Source organism: Streptomyces capillispiralis (assembly GCF_007829875.1).
GTDB classification, from domain to species: domain Bacteria; phylum Actinomycetota; class Actinomycetes; order Streptomycetales; family Streptomycetaceae; genus Streptomyces; species Streptomyces capillispiralis.
This window is the reverse complement of sequence record NZ_VIWV01000001.1, coordinates 908,327-925,369: the sequence shown is the minus strand read 5'-3', so window position 1 is coordinate 925,369 and position 17,043 is coordinate 908,327. Positions and strand designations below refer to the sequence as shown.

At 74.3% G+C, this 17,043-nt stretch carries 17 protein-coding genes and 1 tRNA gene; 15 read left to right on the top strand and 3 right to left on the bottom strand.

What is annotated here, in order from left to right:
• Positions 1–103 precede the first annotated feature (103 nt).
• Positions 104–919, bottom strand: a complete 816-nt coding sequence (locus FHX78_RS03645; RefSeq protein ID WP_145866014.1) for a class I SAM-dependent methyltransferase — start codon at positions 917–919, stop codon at positions 104–106.
• A 669-nt stretch (positions 920–1,588) separates the two neighbouring features.
• Here FHX78_RS03645 and FHX78_RS03640 point away from each other — a divergent pair.
• The 11 genes from FHX78_RS03640 to FHX78_RS03590 all read left to right on the top strand — a co-directional run bounded on the left by FHX78_RS03640 (position 1,589) and on the right by FHX78_RS03590 (position 10,600).
• The gene (locus FHX78_RS03640) at positions 1,589–3,430 is read left to right on the top strand and encodes a sensor histidine kinase (RefSeq protein WP_229923920.1); all 1,842 of its coding nucleotides are present in this window, start codon (positions 1,589–1,591) and stop codon (positions 3,428–3,430) included.
• Between the two features lie 62 nt (positions 3,431–3,492).
• Positions 3,493–3,927, top strand: a complete 435-nt coding sequence (locus FHX78_RS03635) for a roadblock/LC7 domain-containing protein (RefSeq protein WP_145866012.1) — start codon at positions 3,493–3,495, stop codon at positions 3,925–3,927.
• Positions 3,928–3,929: 2 nt separating this feature from the next.
• Positions 3,930–4,301 (top strand): DUF742 domain-containing protein, encoded by a 372-nt coding sequence (locus FHX78_RS03630; protein WP_142191808.1) that lies wholly within the window; start codon positions 3,930–3,932, stop codon positions 4,299–4,301.
• A complete protein-coding gene (locus FHX78_RS03625) occupies positions 4,279–4,908 on the top strand; it encodes a GTP-binding protein (RefSeq protein ID WP_145866011.1) in 630 nt (209 codons plus the stop codon). The genes FHX78_RS03630 and FHX78_RS03625 overlap by 23 nt, the downstream gene beginning before the upstream one ends.
• Before the next feature lie 60 nt (positions 4,909–4,968).
• Positions 4,969–5,544 carry a GAF domain-containing protein gene (locus tag FHX78_RS03620; RefSeq protein WP_145866010.1) on the top strand — a complete coding sequence of 192 codons (576 nt, stop codon included), beginning with the start codon at positions 4,969–4,971 and terminating at the stop codon, positions 5,542–5,544.
• A 182-nt stretch (positions 5,545–5,726) separates the two neighbouring features.
• Positions 5,727–6,755 (top strand): L-threonine 3-dehydrogenase, encoded by a 1,029-nt coding sequence (gene tdh, locus FHX78_RS03615; protein ID WP_145866009.1) that lies wholly within the window; start codon positions 5,727–5,729, stop codon positions 6,753–6,755.
• Positions 6,756–6,783: 28 nt separating this feature from the next.
• Entirely contained in the window at positions 6,784–7,983 is a 1,200-nt protein-coding gene (locus FHX78_RS03610; RefSeq protein ID WP_145866008.1) for a glycine C-acetyltransferase, read from the top strand.
• Between the two features lie 36 nt (positions 7,984–8,019).
• A complete protein-coding gene (locus FHX78_RS03605) occupies positions 8,020–8,958 on the top strand; it encodes a LysR family transcriptional regulator (RefSeq protein ID WP_145866007.1) in 939 nt (312 codons plus the stop codon).
• Positions 8,959–9,077: 119 nt separating this feature from the next.
• Complete coding sequence (locus tag FHX78_RS03600; RefSeq protein WP_145866006.1) at positions 9,078–9,665, top strand: helix-turn-helix domain-containing protein; 588 nt, start codon at positions 9,078–9,080, stop codon at positions 9,663–9,665.
• The gene (locus tag FHX78_RS03595) at positions 9,662–10,210 is read left to right on the top strand and encodes a GNAT family N-acetyltransferase (protein ID WP_145866005.1); all 549 of its coding nucleotides are present in this window, start codon (positions 9,662–9,664) and stop codon (positions 10,208–10,210) included. Before FHX78_RS03600 ends, FHX78_RS03595 begins: the two co-directional genes overlap by 4 nt.
• Positions 10,211–10,240: 30 nt before the next feature.
• Positions 10,241–10,600 (top strand): MmcQ/YjbR family DNA-binding protein, encoded by a 360-nt coding sequence (locus FHX78_RS03590; protein WP_145866004.1) that lies wholly within the window; start codon positions 10,241–10,243, stop codon positions 10,598–10,600.
• A gap of 138 nt (positions 10,601–10,738) precedes the next feature.
• On the opposite strand, the gene FHX78_RS03585 is transcribed toward FHX78_RS03590, so the two are convergent.
• Positions 10,739–11,662, bottom strand: a complete 924-nt coding sequence (locus FHX78_RS03585) for a transketolase family protein (RefSeq protein ID WP_145866003.1) — start codon at positions 11,660–11,662, stop codon at positions 10,739–10,741.
• A 75-nt stretch (positions 11,663–11,737) separates the two neighbouring features.
• On the bottom strand, positions 11,738–12,445 hold the full coding sequence (locus FHX78_RS03580; protein WP_145866002.1) for a thiamine pyrophosphate-dependent enzyme: 708 nt from the start codon (positions 12,443–12,445) through the stop codon (positions 11,738–11,740).
• A gap of 146 nt (positions 12,446–12,591) precedes the next feature.
• On the opposite strand from FHX78_RS03580, the gene FHX78_RS03575 reads away from it, so the two are divergent.
• The 4 genes from FHX78_RS03575 (at position 12,592) to FHX78_RS03560 (ending at position 17,013) form a co-directional block, all read left to right on the top strand.
• A tRNA-Pro gene (locus FHX78_RS03575) sits at positions 12,592–12,665 on the top strand.
• A gap of 281 nt (positions 12,666–12,946) precedes the next feature.
• Positions 12,947–13,633 carry a Crp/Fnr family transcriptional regulator gene (locus FHX78_RS36650; protein ID WP_167531671.1) on the top strand — a complete coding sequence of 229 codons (687 nt, stop codon included), beginning with the start codon at positions 12,947–12,949 and terminating at the stop codon, positions 13,631–13,633.
• 153 nt (positions 13,634–13,786) lie between these two features.
• Positions 13,787–14,674, top strand: coding sequence for a hypothetical protein (locus FHX78_RS03565; RefSeq protein ID WP_145866001.1), 888 nt, complete (start codon positions 13,787–13,789; stop codon positions 14,672–14,674).
• The gene (locus tag FHX78_RS03560) at positions 14,671–17,013 is read left to right on the top strand and encodes a hypothetical protein (RefSeq protein WP_145866000.1); all 2,343 of its coding nucleotides are present in this window, start codon (positions 14,671–14,673) and stop codon (positions 17,011–17,013) included. Before FHX78_RS03565 ends, FHX78_RS03560 begins: the two co-directional genes overlap by 4 nt.
• Positions 17,014–17,043: the final 30 nt, after the last annotated feature.

Genomic DNA, 17,043 nt, shown 5'->3' with positions numbered 1-17,043 from the left:
GTCTCGAGCCCGCCGATCCCGTCGCGGCGACGAGCCGAACGGGCGACTCCGGCCCCCGGCCCCGGAGCGGCCCACCTCGCAGCCGGGCGACGCCCGCTCCCCACTACCGGGCAGCCCGGCCGGTCCTGCGGCCCCGTACCGCCCAGGCCAGTGCCGTCAGCGCGACGGAGCCGTCCGCCTCCCGGGGGACCGTCGCGCTCAGCGCGTCCCGTACCCGCTTCCGGGCGGCCGGGTCGAGGGAGGCGAGGTACCCCGGCGCGGGACCCTGGCCCGCCAGGAAAGGGTCCCACAGGTCGGCGAAGCCGGTGAAGACCGTCGGCACCTCGATCGGGACGACGGACACGTCCGCGAGTCCCGCCCCGGCCCAGACCGCGCGCAGCGCCTCCGGGCGGCAGACCGGGAACCGGCGGCCCTCGTCCAGCGGGGCCGCGGCCGGGTCCACCGCGACGGCGGCATCCCAGAAACGGCGCAGCAAGCCCATGCCCTCGGCGTAGTCCCACACGTACGCGGCGACCAGGCCGCCCGGCCGGGTCACCCGCGCCATCCGGGCGACCGCCGCGGCGGGGGAGGGCAGGAAGTTCAGGACCAGGCCGCTGACGGCCGCGTCGCACGCCTCGTCGCGTACGGGCAGCGCCATCGCGTCACCCACGACGAAGTGCGCGGGTGGGGAGGCGGACGCCCGTGCTCGGGCGACGAAACCCTCCGACCGGTCGACCCCCAGCACCGTGCGGGCGCGGCAGCGGGCGGACACCACGGCCGTCAGGCCGCCCGTACCGCAGCCCACGTCCAGCCACCGCAGACCGTCGGCGGGGTCGAGCCAGGCGCCGAACCGCTCGGCGACACGACGGCTCCAGCGGCCCATGTACCGCTCGTAGGCGTCCCCGGCCGACCACACGTCGTACCGCTGCTGCTCTCGCATGCGTCCAGGATCCGGGCCCCGCGGCCCCCACGGCCCCAGCCACGCCGACGTCGGCCGACGCCCCCTCGGTTGTGCCCGGCAGGGCGCCCGGTCGTGCCTCGATCTCCGCGTACGCTCCCCCTTTTGGCTACGGTGAGTGATGTTCTGGCCGTGAGGGAAGGGGGTGTTCCGGTGCCCCGCGGGCTCGCCGGTGGGCCGGAGTCGCGCGCACGCGGTGGGCGGCAGGGGAGGGAGGGTCCAGAGTGCCCCGTGGCCGCCTGACCGCTTGTGACCAGCTTGGATCGCTCTCTGCTCGTTCACGATCCCCGGCTCGGGCGGGTTATCGGTCTGTCGTACGAAGCCTCATACCAGAGCGGGATGCTGTCCGCACCAGTTTGTCAACTGCCCACCGCACATGATGCGGTGGCGACTACGGTGAGTGTCGATCGGGCGACGCGGCGGCTCACGCCGCAGGGCGTGATGCGCCCAGGAGCCGCGTCGATGGGGTCGGGATCAGGGAGCGGGGACCGGTACGTGCAGCCACAAGGCGGACGAGGGAGTGGGCGGGGCGAAGGACCCCGACGCCCGGGCCCGGCCGGCACCCCGGGACATCGGGCCGGTGCCGGGGGCGCGACCGGAGCGTCGGCCCCCGCCGGTACCGGAGCGTCGGCCCCCGGCGGCACCGTGGTGGTGGCCGGCACCGCCGCCAACGGGGCCCGCCGGGCCGCACCGGCCACCCGTCAGGACCGGCGCGAGGGCGGACGGCACGGGCGCCCGCCCGCGCGGACCGCTCCCGCGCCGCCCGAGACACCGATACGGCCCCAGCTGCTGCGTCTCGCCGTACTGCCGCCCGTCGCGGTGGCCCTCAGCGCCTGCGCCGCCGTGCTCTTCACCGTCCGCTCCACCGGCGTGCGGCCGAGCATGACCCTGTGGGCCGTACTCGGCGGTGCCACGTCGGTGACCTTCGCCGGCATCGTCATCGCCGCCGTGGCGGCCGACCGCGCCGCCCGGGCCGTGCAGGACCGCGTCGGCGCCCTGCGCCGGAGCACCGCCCGGCGCGAGGGCGACCTGCGCGCCCTCGTCGAGACACTGCGCGACGGCGACGGCCCGCCCCCACCGGTGCCGGGCGCCGAACCGGCCGCGGACGGCGACGAGTTCGACCTGCTCGCCGCCGACCTCGCCCGCGCCCACGACGGCGCCGTCAGCGCCGTCGTCCAGGCCTCCCGGCTCTCCAGCCACGCGGGCAGCGAACAGAAGCTCGAAGTGTTCGTCAACCTCGCCCGGCGGCTGCAGTCCCTGGTGCACCGGGAGATCTCCCTCCTCGACGAGCTCGAGAACGAGATGGAGGACCCCGACCTGCTCAAGGGCCTCTTCCACGTCGACCACCTCGCCACCCGCATCCGCCGCCACGCCGAGAACCTCGCCGTGCTCGGCGGGGCCGTCTCCCGGCGGCAGTGGAGCAACCCGGTCCCCATGACCGAGGTGCTGCGCTCGGCGATCGCCGAGGTGGAGCAGTACTCACGGGTCAAGCTCGTGCCGCCGGTCGACGGCACGCTGCGCGGGCACGCCGTCGCCGACGTCATCCACCTGCTCGCCGAACTCGTCGAGAACGCCACGGTGTTCTCCGCCCCGCACACCCAGGTACTGCTGCGGGCCAACCTCGTCACCTCCGGACTCGCCGTCGAGGTCGAGGACCGCGGGCTCGGGATGCCCATCGGCGAGCAGGACCGGATGAACGCCGTGCTCGCCGACCCCGGCCAGGTGCACGTGGCCAGCCTGCTGGCCGACGGCCGCATCGGACTGTTCGTGGTCTCGCAGCTCGCCAAACGGCACGGCATCCACGTCCGGCTCCAGTCCAACATCTACGGCGGCGTCCAGGCCGTGCTCGTGGTGCCCCAGGCGCTGCTCGGCACCGACCCCGGGGCCACCGCCGGCGGCCAGGGCGTCGTGGGCACGGGATGGCCCCCGCAGGACGGCGGCCCCGACGCGGACCCGGCGGCCCGGCACCTGTCGTCGGTGCCCGCACAGGGGCCCCCGCACGGCGGCGAGCCCGGCAGCGCACCCTCCGTGCCGCTCACGCCCGTCGCACCCCAGCCCCTCGTGCGCGCCCCCTCCGCCGGCACCGGTCCGGCCGCCCCGCCGCTGCCCCTGCGCGGCGCCCGCGAGGTGCGCCCCCACCCCGCCGAGACGGAACCCGGTGCCCTCACCACCGGCCGGGACGCCCTCATCACGGACACCACCGGCGCGCCCCTCACCCCGGGCCCCGGCCCGGTGCGCGGCACCATGGGCAAACCCCGGCTGCCCCGCCGACGCGCCCAGGAACACATCGCGCCGCAGCTCCGCGACGGACCCGCACCCCGCCAGGACACGGACGACGTCGCCGGCCACGACCCCCAGCTGATGGCGGCCTTCCAACGGGGCATCAGCCTCGCGGAGTCGCAGCGGGAGTCGCCCGGCACACCGCGGCCGTCCGCTCCCGCACCCCGCACCGACCACACCCCCCGGCACGACGGGAGCGCCCCCGCCGGATGAGCAGTCCCCTCCGCACCACCAGCGCTCCCACAGACCTTCGTACCCCAAGGAGTCGATCCACCATGGCGAGCGATGCGCCGACCGCCCAGGTATCCGATCTCGACTGGCTGATGAGCGGCCTCGTGCAACGCGTACCGCACACCAGCAGTGCCGTCCTGCTGTCCTGCGACGGACTGGTGAAGTCCGTCCACGGCCTCGACCCGGACAGCGCCGACCACATGGCCGCCCTGGCCTCCGGCCTGTACTCGCTGGGCCGCAGCGCCGGAAACCGCTTCGGCGACGGCGGTGACGTCCGGCAGGTCGTCGTCGAACTCGACTCGATGCTGCTCTTCGTCACCACCGCCGGCTCCGGCACCTGCCTCGCCGTGCTGGCCGGCCGTGAGGCCGACGCCGCCGTCCTCGGCTACGAGATGGCGATGCTGGTCAAGTCCGTCCGCCCGTACCTGATGACCGCTCCCCGGCAGCAGGGCGTCGGATCCCAGGCGATGAGGCCTTGAGCATGACGGCGGCCGGTGACGGGCCCTGGCTCGACGACGCGGCCGGCCGGCTGGTGCGCCCCTTCACCGTCAGCAACGGCCGAACCCGCCCCACCGTCGCACTCGACCTGATGTCGCAGGTGCGGGCCACCGGCGCCACCCCCCTCGGCTACCTCGGCCCCGAGCACGCGCAGGCCCTCGACCTGTGCCGCGCTCCCGTCCCGGTCGCCGAGGTCGCCGCCCATCTCAGGCTGCCGGTGGCCGTCACCAAGGTGCTGCTGGCGGACCTCGTCGAATGCGGGGCGCTGACCGACAAGCCCCCCGCGTTCCACCACAACCCGACGGACCGGGCCCTACTGGAGGCAGTGCTCGATGGATTACGACGACAGCTCTGACCACGTGGGCGGCGCGGACCACGCGGACGCCCCGTTCCCCACCGCGCTCAAGATCCTGGTGGCGGGCGGGTTCGGCGTGGGCAAGACCACCTTCGTCGGCGCGGTCAGCGAGATCGCCCCGCTCAGCACGGAGGAACTGCTCACCACGGTCAGCGCCGGCACCGACAACCTCGACGGCATCGAGAACAAGGTCGAGACGACCGTGGCCATGGACTTCGGCCGCATCACCCTCGACGCCCAGCACGTGCTGTACCTGTTCGGCACCCCCGGCCAGGAACGGTTCTGGTTCATGTGGGACGAGCTCTGCGAGGGCGCGCTCGGCGCGGTCATCCTCGCCGACACCCGGCGCCTGGCGGAGTGCTTCGCGGCGGTCGACTTCTTCGAACAGCGCGGCCTCGGATTCATCGTCGCCGTCAACGAGTTCGACGGCGCCTTCCGCTACGACCCCGGGGAGGTGCGCGCCGCCCTCGACCTCCCTCCGGAGGTACCCGTCGTCTGCTGCGACGCCCGGATCTCCAGCTCCGGCGTCCAGACCCTGCTCACCCTCGTCCGCCACCTCATCGCCCACGCCCCGGCCGCCACGACGGGGTATGGCGCCCACATGTGACCCCCACACACCCTCAGGGAGCCTGTCCATGAACCTCGCCCACATCCCCGGAGCCCGCCCATGAGCTACGACCCGCCACGCCCGGCCGGTCGTCTGCTGCTCACACCCGAGGACAAGGAGGCCCCGGACCGCACCCGCAGGCTGCGCGGACTGGGACTGGGGGACCACCCCGAACCCACGCTCGACGCCTTCGCGTACGCCCTGGCCGACCTCACGGGGGCGCCGTACGCCATGGTCAACTTCCTGGGCGAGGAAGGGCAGTTCTTCGCGGGCCTGCACACCCCGGCCGTCGCACCGGTGGTGCGCGCGGACGGCACCGGCGCCCTGCTGGGCCGGACGCTCCCCCGCGACCACGGCTTCTGCCCCCATGTGGTGGCCCGGCGCAAGGCGCTGGTCCTGGAGGACGTGAGCGACTACCCGCGGTTCGCGGGCAACCCGGTGGTGGACGAGTTCGGCATCCGCTCCTACCTCGGCGCGCCGCTCATCGACAGCACCGGCATGGTGCTCGGCACCGTCGCGGTCACCGACGTCCAGCCGCGCGCCTGGGGGCAGCCCGGACTCGCCGCCATCAAGACGCAGGCCGCCGACCTCGTCGGACGGCTGGAACGGCGGGAGGGCGACGGGCTGCCGCTGTGAGGGCGGGCGGCACGGCCGGACGGGTGACGGCGTGAAGCAAAGCTGTGGCCGCGCTTAAGAAAACCTCGATGGACCGGTGAGGGTGTTGTACGGCAGATTGCAGTGCGATTCCACTCCTCCTCCCGGACCGGGGCCGCTTCGGCGTGCCCGGGAACGGGGACTCACCCTCAGGAGCCGTAGCGTTGAAGGCGCTGGTCAAGCAGAAGGCGGAGCCCGGGCTGTGGCTCGCGGACGTCCCCGAGCCCGCCGTCGGACCCGGCGACGTGCTGATCAAGGTGCTGCGCACCGGCATCTGCGGCACCGACCTGCACATCCGGTCCTGGGACGGCTGGGCCCAGCAGGCGATCACCACCCCGCTGGTCCTCGGGCACGAGTTCGTCGGCGAGGTCGTCGAGACCGGCCGGGACGTCACCGACATCACCACCGGTGACCGGGTCAGCGGCGAGGGCCACCTGGTCTGCGGCAAGTGCCGCAACTGCCTCGCCGGACGCCGCCACCTGTGCCGGGCCACGGTCGGCCTCGGCGTCGGCCGCGACGGCGCCTTCGCCGAGTACGTGGTGCTCCCCGCCACCAACGTCTGGGTGCACCGGGTGCCCGTCGACCTCGACGTCGCCGCGATCTTCGACCCGTTCGGCAACGCCGTGCACACCGCGCTGTCCTTCCCGCTCGTCGGCGAGGACGTCCTGATCACCGGCGCCGGGCCGATCGGCCTGATGGCCGCCGCCGTCGCCCGGCACGCCGGCGCGCGCAACGTCGTCGTCACCGACGTCAGCGAGGAGCGCCTGGAACTCGCCCGCAAGATCGGCGCCACCCTCGCGCTGAACGTCGCCGGGACGACCATCGCCGACGGGCAGCACACCCTCGGCCTGCGCGAGGGCTTCGACGTCGGCCTGGAGATGTCCGGCCGCCCCGAGGCCATGCGGGACATGATCGCCAACATGACGCACGGCGGCCGGATCGCCATGCTGGGCCTGCCCGCCGAGGAGTTCCCGGTCGACTGGGCCCGCATCGTCACCTCGATGATCACCATCAAGGGCATCTACGGCCGTGAGATGTTCGAGACCTGGTACGCCATGTCGGTGCTCCTGGAGGGCGGTCTCGACCTCGCCCCGGTGATCACCGGCCGCTACGGATACCGCGACTTCGAAGCCGCCTTCGACGACGCGGCCGGCGGCAAGGGCGGCAAGGTCATCCTCGACTGGACCGCGTAAGCCATCCGCCTCCCTAGGAGCTTCTGAGATGTTCGACTCCGTACGCGACGACCTGCGCGTCACCCTCGACGAGATCCGCGCCGCCGGACTGCACAAGCCCGAGCGCGTCATCGGCACCCCGCAGTCCGCCACCGTGAACGTCACCGCCGGCGGCCGTCCCGGCGAGGTGCTCAACTTCTGCGCCAACAACTACCTCGGCCTCGCCGACCACCCCGAGGTGATCGCCGCCGCCCACGAGGCCCTGGACCGCTGGGGCTACGGCATGGCGTCCGTCCGCTTCATCTGCGGCACCCAGGAGGTGCACAAGGAGCTGGAGGCCCGGCTGTCGGCGTTCCTCGGCCAGGAGGACACGATCCTGTACTCCTCCTGCTTCGACGCCAACGGCGGCGTCTTCGAGACGCTGCTCGGCCCCGAGGACGCCGTGATCTCCGACGCGCTGAACCACGCGTCGATCATCGACGGCATCCGGCTGTCCAAGGCCCGCCGCTTCCGCTACGCCAACCGCGACATGGCCGACCTGGAGCGCCAGCTGAAGGAGGCCGCCGAGGGCGGCGCCCGCCGCACGCTCATCGTCACCGACGGCGTCTTCTCCATGGACGGCTACGTCGCCCCGCTGGACGAGATCTGCGACCTCGCCGACCGGCACGGCGCCATGGTCATGGTCGACGACTCGCACGCCGTCGGCTTCGTCGGCCCCGGCGGACGCGGAACGCCCGAGCTGCACGGCGTCATGGACCGCGTCGACATCATCACCGGCACCCTCGGCAAGGCGCTCGGCGGCGCCTCCGGCGGCTACGTCGCCGCCCGCGCGGAGATCGTCGCCCTGCTGCGCCAGCGCTCCCGCCCCTACCTGTTCTCCAACACGCTCGCCCCGGTGATCGCCGCCGCCTCCCTGAAGGTCCTCGACCTGCTGGAGTCGGCCGACGACCTGCGCGTCCGGCTGGCCGAGAACACCGCCCTGTTCCGCCGCCGGATGACCGAGGAGGGCTTCGACATCCTCCCCGGCGACCACGCCATCGCCCCCGTGATGATCGGCGACGCCGCCCGCGCGGGACGCATGGCCGAGCTGCTCCTCGAGCGCGGGGTGTACGTGATCGGCTTCTCCTACCCGGTGGTGCCGCAGGACCGGGCCCGCATCCGTGTCCAGCTGTCCGCCGCCCACTCCACCGAGGACGTGCACCGCGCGGTGGACGCCTTCGTCGCGGCCCGGGCGGAGCTCGACGGCTGACCGGAGCGCACCGCTGCATTTGAGACAATCGGATCCATGATCGAGGCACGGCGGCTCCACATCCTCCGTGCGGTGGCCGACCACCGCACGGTCACGGCGGCAGCCGCCGCGCTGTACCTCACCCCCTCGGCCGTCTCCCAGCAGCTCGCCGCCCTGGAGCAGGAGACCGGCCACCGCCTGGTCGAGCGCGGCGCCAAGGGCGTACGGCTGACCGCGGCCGGGGAGATCCTGCTCGGCCACACCAACGCGGTCCTCGCCCAGCTGGAGCGGGCCGAGGCGGAACTGGCCGCCTACGCCTCGGGGGAGGCCGGGACCGTCACGGTCGCCGCGTTCGCCACCGGGATCGCCCAGGCCGTGGCGCCGGCGGTGGCCCGGCTCGCGCGCACCGCGCCCGGCATCAGGATCCGCGTCCAGGACGCCGAGGGCGACGCCAGCCTGCCGATGGTGCTCGACCGGCAGGTCGACGTCGCCGTGGCGGTCGAGTACCGGGGGGCGCCGCCCGCCGACGACCCCCGGCTCACCCACGTACCGCTGTACGCCGAGCCCTTCGACGCGGTCGTGCCCGTCACCCACCGGCTGGCCGGGTCCGCCGAGGTGCCGCTCGCCGACCTGTCCAAGGACCCGTGGATCGGCCCCTACCCCGGCAACCCGTGCCACGACGTGGTCGTACTGGCCTGTGAGAACGCCGGTTTCCAGCCACGGCTGGAGCACTCCTCGGACGACTTCCGCGCGGTGGTCGCCCTCGCCTCGGCGGACGTCGGCGTCGCCCTGGTGCCCCGGTCCGCGCTGCGCGGCATGGACCTCGCGGGCGTGGTCGTCCGCCCGGTCGACGGAGTGGCGCCCACCCGCCGGGTGTTCGCCGCCGTGCGCCGGGGCGCGGAGGAGCACCCGCTGATCCGTCCGGTCCTCGACGCGCTCCGCGCGGCGGCCGAGGAGGGGTGGGGAAGAACGTCGAACCCGCGTGGGACCTGCTGATCCGCTCGAAACGGGTGGTGCGCGCCCTGCCCGTGCTGGAGCGCACGCCGGCGGCCTTCGGAGGCCGCGAGTGACCCGGACCACAGCCGCCGTCCCGTATTCGGGATATCGTCCCGGATGTGAAACACGATGAGAGGGAGCCGTCGGCTCCGGACCCCGTCGACGTCCGGCTCGGCGCACGGCTGGCCGAGCTCAGGGGCGAACGCGGGTGGTCCCTCGGAGAACTCGCGGAGCGCAGCGGCGTCAGCCGGTCCACCCTCTCCCGGGCCGAACGGGCGGAGACCAGCCCCACCGCCTCCCTGCTCAACCGCCTGTGCGCCGTCTACGGGCGGACCATGTCCCAGCTGCTCAGCGAGGTCGAGGCGGAGCCCGAGCCGGTGGTACGCGCCGCCGACCAGCCCGTGTGGGAGGACAGGGCCGCCGGATTCGTCCGCCGGTCCGTGTCCCCGCCGCACGGCGGGCTGCGCGGCGAACTGGTCGAGGGGCGCCTCGCCGCCGGTGCGGACATCGCCTACGACCGGCCGCCCGTGGCCGGCCTGGAACAGCACATCTGGGTCCTGGAAGGAGCCCTCACCGTGACGGACCGGGACACGGACCACCACCTCGGCGCCGGCGACTGCCTCAGACTGCGCGTCTGGGGACCGACCCGGTTCCGCTGCCCGGGCCCCGGAGCGGTGCGCTACGCACTGGCGGTGGTGCGGCCGTGAACACCGTCCGTCTCGACGCCGCCCTGCTGCACGGCCTCTCCGGGGAACTGGGCGACCTGCTGGCCGACACCGTGGCGGGCGGCGCCTCCGTCGGCTTCCTCGCCCCGCTCGGCCGTACGGAGGCCGCCGCCTGGTGGCGCGAACGGTGCGAGGCCGTCGCCGCGGGCCGGCTCGCCGTGTGGGCGGCCCGCGAGGAACCCGGCTGCCGGGTGCTGGGAACCGTGAGCCTCGCCCTCCCCGACAAGCCGAACAGCGCCCACCGCGCGGAACTGGTGAAGCTGATGGTGCACCGCGCGGCCCGCGGCCGGGGGCTGGGCCGCGCGCTCCTGGCCGTCGCGGAGGAGGAGGCCGCCGCGCGGGGCATCACCCTGCTGCACCTCGACACCGAGACCGGCAGCCCCGCCGAGCACCTCTACCGCTCGTCCGGGTGGACCGCCGTCGGCGCCATCCCCGACTACGCGGCGGACCCGGCCGGGGTGCTGCGCCCGACCACCATCTACTACAAGCGACCGGCAACGGGCGCGATATCGCCTGCCACCAGGTGATTGTCAGGGGCAGGCGCTACGGTGCCTGCCATGCCGGATGCCGAAGACGTACGACGGATCGCCCTGTCCCTGCCCGACACCACGGAGAAGATCGCCTGGAGCATGCCCACGTTCCGGGTCGCGGGGAAGATGTTCGCCACCCTGCCCGAGGAGGAGACCTCCATCGCCGTGCGCTGCCCCAAGGAGGAGCGCGACGAACTGGCCCTCGCCGAACCGGAGAAGTTCTGGATCGCCGACCACGAGGCACAGTTCGCCTGGGTCAGAGTGCGCCTCGCCGCACTGGAGGACGATGCCGAACTGCGGGACATCCTCGCCGACTCCTGGCGCCAAGCGGCCCCGACGCGGCTGCTGGAGGCACACCCCCGGCTGGGTCTGCCGCCCGCCGGCTGAGGACTCCCGGGGCGTTGTCAGTGCCCCGTGGCATGATCCGGGACGGTGATCGGCAGCCGGGGCCGGAGGGGGGCTCCGGCTGCCGCCACCCGGGGTGTTGGCGACGCCGCTCGCCCCGGCAGGAGGCGGGTGACCGCCTCACGCCCTCGGCGGCAGCGCCCCGCCCGCGCCGAGGAACCCGCCGATGCGCGCCCGCAGCGACCGGGCGTCGAGCCCGTGCGCGGCGACGTGCTCGTCGGCCGTCCCGTAGCGCCGCAGCTCGGCCCGGCCCACCCCCAGCCCCAGCACCCGGTGCGGCACCTCGGCCAGCGCGTCGTTCGCCGCCGCCGTCGACGTGCCCGCCAGATACGGCTCGACCAGCACGACGTCCGTCCCCGCCGCCTCCGTCGCGCGGCGCAGGCCCGCCGCGTCGAAGGGCCGGACGGTGGTGGCGTACAGCACGGTGGCGTCCAGGCCCTCCGTGGCGTCGAGTACGGCGTCCAGCACCGGCCCGACGGCGACCACGGTGCCCCGGCGGCCCTCGCGGACGGTGCGGAAGCGCTCCCCGTCCACGGGCAGCCCGTGCGCGTTGGACTGCGTCGACAGGCGCACGTACACCTTGTCGTCACCGGCGGCCACCGCGTGCCGCAGCAGCGTCTCGGCCTCGTCCGGATGCCCCGGCACGTGCACGGTCCAGCCGTCCAGGGTGTCCAGCAGCGCCACGTCACCCGGCGCCATGTGCGTGTACCCGCCGGCCGGCCAGTCGAAGGAGGCGGAGGCGCTCACCAGCACCGCCCCGACGCCCTGGTGCCCGAGATCCAGTTTGACCTGCTCGAAGGGCCGCTCGACCAGGAAGCTGGCGAAGGTGTGCACCACGGGCCGCAGCCCGGTCAGCGCCATCCCGGCCGCCGCGCCCACCAGCAGTTGTTCCCGGATGCCCACGTTGACCACCCGGTCCGGGTGGCGGCGCCGCGCCTCGGTGAAGCCGTCCGCGCCGATCTCGGCGAGGACCGCCGCGACCCGCGGGTCCTCGTCGAGCAGCCGGGTGACGACGGGCGCCAATCGATCACGCATGGTGTCCACGGGGTCATGTCCTTTCGGTGGTGGTGCCACGGGGTGGGTCGGTGGTGCGGTACGGAGGGGTTCGGGTGTTCCCGCTCACGCGTTCTTCGGCTCGACGCGGGCGACGACCACGTGCGGCCGGCCCGGATGCGGCGCGGTGAACGCGTCGTACAGCGCGTCGTGGTCGCGGCCGTCGACCGTGCGCGCGGACCAGCCCGCCGCCTCGAAGCGGGCGGCGATCCCGCCGGGCCGGGCGTACGAGGCGGAGGCGTTGTCGACGACGACGGTGTGCAGCGCCTCCAGACCGGCGGGCCCGGCGAAGGCGATCGCCTCGTGGTTGCTGCCCTCGTCCAGCTCGGCGTCCCCGACCAGCGTCCACACCCGCGGCTCGTGCAGCCCCTGGGCGCGCAGCCCCAGCGCGGTGCCGACCGCGATCGGCAACCCGTGCCCCAGTGACCCACTGCCGATCTCCGCCCCCGGCACGAGCACCCGGTCGGGGTGGTGGCCCAGCGGGGAGTCGTACGAGCCGAAGCCCGGCAGCCACGCCACGGGCAGGAACCCCTTGGCGGCCAGTACGGCGTAGTACGCCATCGGCCCGTGCCCCTTGGACAGCAGGAACCGGTCCCGCCCCGGGTCGTCCATCCGCTCCGGTCCGACCCGCAGCACCCGGTCGTAGAGCACCCAGAGCACGTCCAGCGTGGACGTGGCGGCGGGACCGTGCTTCTCGTCGCCGGTCATCAGCCCCATCAGGGCGGGCAGATCCGTGTACCCGTACGTACGGGTGTCTTCTCCGGTGATCGTCATACGGCGATCGTGCAACCTCGACCAAACTTCAGGTCAAGGGCTCCGTGCGGTTCACCCGCCGGTAAACGCGTGCGCGATCACCGCCCCGAGTGCGGTATGGTTTCCGTGCGCGTTCGGCCGGGGGAAGTACCAGGTCAGACGGGCAACGGGACGTGGCGCAGCTTGGTAGCGCACTTGACTGGGGGTCAAGGGGTCGCAGGTTCAAATCCTGTCGTCCCGACTCTGCTTTTCGCAGGTCGGAGGCCGTCTTCTCTTCGAGGGAAGGCGGCCTTTGGTGTGTCCGGGGCCTCGGCCGCCCCGCGGTCCCCGTCCCGCCCCGGCCGGGACCGCCGACCGGGACGTCCGCGCGACCGACCGGGACCGCGGTGGCCGCGGTGGCCGAAAGCCGCGGACCGTGAGGGTGATCCGGAGGCCGCGGGCCTCCCCGGGGCTCCGGGATGCGTTAACCTCCCGGCCTGGCCTGATCGGGGGCGGCCCGAACGGGGAGCCGGGGAGAGACAGTTGAGGAAGTTCGAGGACCAGGTCCCCTTCGTGGTCCGGTTGGACACCGATGACCGGCAGGCGCTCTTCCGCAGCGGCGATCCCCTGACCTTCCCCGCGAGACAGGTCCTGCTGCGGGAGCACGAACCCTCCTCCCACGTCCTGGTCATCCTCTCCGGCTGGGCCAAGGTGACCTCGGCGGCGCCCAACGGATACGAGGCGCTCCTCGCCCTCCGGGGGCCGGGGGACATCGTCGGCGAGCAGGCCCTGCTCAGCGGGCGGCCGCGCGGCGCGACCGTCACCGCGCTGGAGCGGATCGAGGCGCTCGCCATCGACGCCGACCGGTTCGGCTCCCTGCTCGACGAGCGCCCCGACATCGCACGGAAACTGCTCGCCCTGACCGCCGACCGCACCCGCGACAGCGACCGGCGGCGGGTGCAGTTCGCCGCCCTCACCGTGCAGGAGCGGCTCGCCCTGCTCCTGCTGGAACTGGTCCACACCCACGGCAAGGAGTCGGAGGAGGGAGTCCGCCTCACGGCCGGGCTCACCCAGAGTGAGCTGGCGGGCTCGGTCGGCGCCTCCCGCGAGGCCGTCGCGCGGCTCCTCAAACAGCTGCGGGAGCGGGGCGTCGTACGCACGGGACGGCGCGGGATCATCGTCGTGCGCCCCGAGGTGCTGCGGCAGATGGCACGCTCCGGGAACGGCTGACCGGGGCCGTGGCACCAGCTCTCCCAGACCGCACTCTGTGCACGCGGTCACATTCCGAATGTGCTGACTTCCGTCGCCCCGCACTCCCCGCCTCTGGCATCTTCTGGAGTCCACCAGGCCCTGAGCGGGCCGTTTCACCAGCGGAAGGCGGCCATGCGCGAGCCTGTCAACCGGACCATCCTGCTCTTCGACATCGAGAGGTTCAGCCGTCGCGACGACGTGGTGCAGGCCGTCCTGCGGCGCTCCCTGAACAAGATCGTGGACGAGACACTCGAGGCCGCCGGCGTCGAGGCCACCCAGCAGTACCGCGAAGACCGCGGTGACGGCCTGATCGTGCTGCTCAGCGGGGACGTGGCCAAGACGGTGCTGCTGCGGACCCTGGTCACCACCACCCCCGAACTCCTCCACGAGCACAACCTGCTCGCCTCCGACAGCGCCCAGATGCGGCTCAGGATCGTCCTCGCCGTCGGCGAGGTGGCCCACGACCCGCACGCCGGGACCACCGGGGGACTCGTCGGACACGACCTCAACCAGGCCTGCCGGCTGCTCGACGCCGACGTCCTGCGGTCCGCCCTCGCGGCACGCCGTGACGAGCACTGCGTCCTCGCGGTGAGCGCACCGGTGTACGAGGGCGTGGTCCGGCACGGCCACCGGGGGGTCCGGCCGGAACTCTTCCGGCACACCGACGTCACCGTGAAGGACGGCACGCTGCCCGCCTGGATCCACCAGGGCGCCTCGACGCACCGGCCGCCGACCGCCCGCGGCAGCGCACCGGCCGCGGCACCCGAGGCCGCACCCGCGCAGGCCGCACCCGCGCGGGCCGCCGAGCCGGCCGGGGCCCCTGCCGCGGGCCGGACGCCTCCCGCCGCCCCCGCTGAGCGGCCGCCCGGAGCCGTCTTCCACTTCCACGGCGCGCCCGTGATCCACGGCTCCCTCGTCGGCGGCGACCAGCACGGCGTGAGCGGCGGCCACGTCACCGGTGACGTCGTGCTCGGCGGCACCCGCACCGAGGACGACACCACGGACGGGAGCCGGCGGTGAACGCACCCCACGAGCACGAAGCCGGCCAGGACGCCCGCGACCCGCGCCCGGAGCGGTCCGGGACCGACCCGGACACGCCGGACGCAGCCGGTGACCCCACCGGCGCCGAGGAGGCGACGGACACCGGGGACGAGACGGAACACGCCTGGGACTCCCGCCGGGACCTCTACCGGCACAGCCCCGGCATCATGCTCGGACACTCCGCCCGGATCGGCGGCTCCCTCGTCGGCGGCGACCAGCACGGTGTCAGCGGCGGCCACGTCACGGGCGACGTCATCCTCGGCGGCAGCAAGGTCGAGTACCACCTCGGCGCCGACACCGAGGAACGGTCCGGAGAGATCCCGCGCACCGAAGTCGAGGCCCTGGCACGCACCTTCGTCTACCCGCCCCGGGACGCCGCCGACGACGAGGACGACGGCACCGCCCCGGGCGACGCCCGGGAAGGCGACGAACCGTGGGAGCCCGGCAGCCCGTTCGCCCTGGCCCTCGCCGGACTCAGGGAACACCGTGTGGCCGTGCTCTCCGGACCCGCCACCACCGGCCGCGGCGCCGCGGCCCTCATGCTGCTCCGCGCGGCCGGCGCGCGCTCCTACCGGGCCCTCGACCCGGCGCTCCCGCCCGGACGGCTGGCCGGGGAGTTGCGCGAGGGCTGCGGCCATCTCGTCGCCGACTTCGTCACCAGCGCCGAACGCCCCCTGCGCGAGCACCACATCCGTGCCCTCAGCGAGCGGCTCCACGCGACCGACAGCCACCTCGTCCTCGTCGTCGGCCCCCACCCCGTCGTCCACGGCGGCGTGGCGCCCGTCGCCTGGCGGCCACCGGCACCGGCCGCGCTGCTGGCCGGACACCTCCGGCACGAGGACCTCGGCGGGCACGGCGTGGACGCCCTGCTCGCCCTCGACGAGGTACGGTCCGTCCTCGCCCACCACCGGCCGGTCGCCGACACCGCCCGCTTCGCCGAACGCGTCGCCGGCTACGCCCGGGGCACGGTGTCCCTGGCCGACCTCGGGGCGTTCGGCCACTTCGCCGCCGAACGGCAGGTCCGGGAGTGGTTCGACAGCGCGGACCACACCCTGCACGACAAGGCCTTCCTCATCGCCCTCGCCACCTTCGACGAGGCCCCCTACCCCCTCACCGCGGAACTGAGCGACGTCCTCTTCGGCCTCCTCCAGCGCATCGAGAACCCGGGGGAGCCGGCCCGGATCCCCGTCTTCGGCACCTCCAGCGCCCAACGGGTGGAGCGGGCGCTCGCCGACCGCTACCAGGAGCCGGAGGACACCGACTGGGGCCCGGTGCTCCAGACGAAGGTGCAGTTCAGGGACCGGCTCACCGCCATCACCCTGCTGCGCGAGGTCTGGACCGGCCACCCGTCCGCCCGTCCCGCGCTCGTGGCCTGGCTGCGGCACCTCGCCGCCGACCCGCGGCCCGTGGTCCGTACCCGCGCCGCCGCCACCGCCGCCGTCATGGCCGCGGCCGACCTGCCGTCGGCCATGGCCCTGCTCATCCGCTCCTGGGCGGCCGACCGCCGGCTGCGCGGCCGGCTCGCCGCCGCCAACGCGCTGGCCCTCGCCCACCACCTGGGCGCTCCGCACGTGTCCCGCATCCTCGCGCAGTGGTGCACCTCCCCGGACCACCGCCTGCGCTGGACCGCCGTCCGCTGCTACGCCCTGGTGGGGGACGCCTTCCCCCAGGAGGCGCTCACCGCGCTCACCGAGGCCGTCCGCGGCATGGAGGCCCGGGGCGGACCCGCCCGCGGCTGGGCGGAAGAGCGCGACGACCTCGCCCAGTCGGCCGCGGCCCTGCTGCTCGCCGCCGGGCAGGAGGCGGCCGCCCGCGACGACTGGGACGCCGTCGCCGGACCGTGGGAGGCCCTGCCGCGCCTCGCCCAGGGCGCCACCAGGGACTTCGTCCTCCGGACCATGGTCCACGCCTGCGGACCCACGGACGGGCCCGCGGGCACCGGACGCCCCCTGCTGCTCGACCTGTTCGCCCGGGCCGACCCCCGGCAGGGGACGGACGGAGCGGTGCTGCGGCACTCCCTCGCCGCGCTGTGGCGCCGCGTCCTCAACGACCCGGTGTGCTCCGCCTCCGCACTCGCCACCATGCGCCAATGGGTCCGCGCCGCCGAGGACGACCCGGGGGCCGAGACCGCGCTCGCCGAACTGATGGACCTCCTCACGGTCTCCACCGAGGACCACCGGCGACTCGCCTACCTCCTGGAGAACCTGGGCGGCGAGGCCGGCTCCGCACCGCCCGCCGTGGCCCTCCGGCTGCACGCCCTGGTGTCCGCGCCGCACGCGGACGCCCGCACCACCGCCGCCGCGACACCCTCCCGGTGAGTGCGGCCACCCCCGGCACCCATGCCTCGG